Source organism: Mycobacterium sp. E3247 (assembly GCF_001667785.1).
Lineage (GTDB): Bacteria > Actinomycetota > Actinomycetes > Mycobacteriales > Mycobacteriaceae > Mycobacterium.
Window position 1 is genome coordinate 1 of sequence record NZ_LZJG01000507.1, and the last position, 634, is coordinate 634.

Annotated in this window: 1 pseudogene; it reads right to left on the reverse strand. The window is 68.3% G+C overall.

The annotated features are described in order from the left end of the window. Window positions 1–602: pseudogene (locus A9X04_RS31155) on the reverse strand (hypothetical protein); the annotation flags it as partial. Between the last annotated feature and the right edge of the window lie 32 nt (window positions 603–634).

Genomic DNA, 634 nt, shown 5'->3' on the forward strand with positions numbered 1-634 from the left:
CCGCCCGGGTAGAAGTCGGGTGTGGTCGTTCCCGCGACCATATCGGCGACCCAGCCCCGCGTCAGGCCCCACACCGCCTCGATGTTGCCCGGTTTCGGGCGACCACACACCAGGTTCTCGTAGAGGGGCGACGAGGGACCGAGCGCGTCACCGTGTGCTCCGGTCGTGATCTTCACCCCGTGGAAGGGCCGGTCCGGCAGATACCGTTCGATCGCCTTGGTGCCGCGTTGGAAGTAGTTGCACAGCAGATGCGGCGACGCCGTGGCGTAGATGGGCAGCGTGGTGGCCGCCAGGCCCGCCAGCGCCTCGTCGGTGTTGGAACCGATGAACGACTTCACGCCGTCTTCGCTGACGATGCCGCGCAGTTGGGCGAAGGCGGCCGGGTAGGTGCTGTGCAGGCGCTCGGCGACGTATTCGACGGCCTCGGCCCCCGCCGAATGTCCGACGAACACCAGCTTGTCGGGCAACGGCGTCACCGGTCGGCCGACGTCGGCCGCCGCCCTCGCGAAGGACGTGGCCAGCGCGCCGTTCGGATCGTCTTTGTGGGCGAAGACGTCGGCGATGTTGTCCAGGAAGCCCCTGTTGTCGATCAGGTGCTCCACCGTGCAACCGAAGGCGCTGAGGGTGGGCAGCG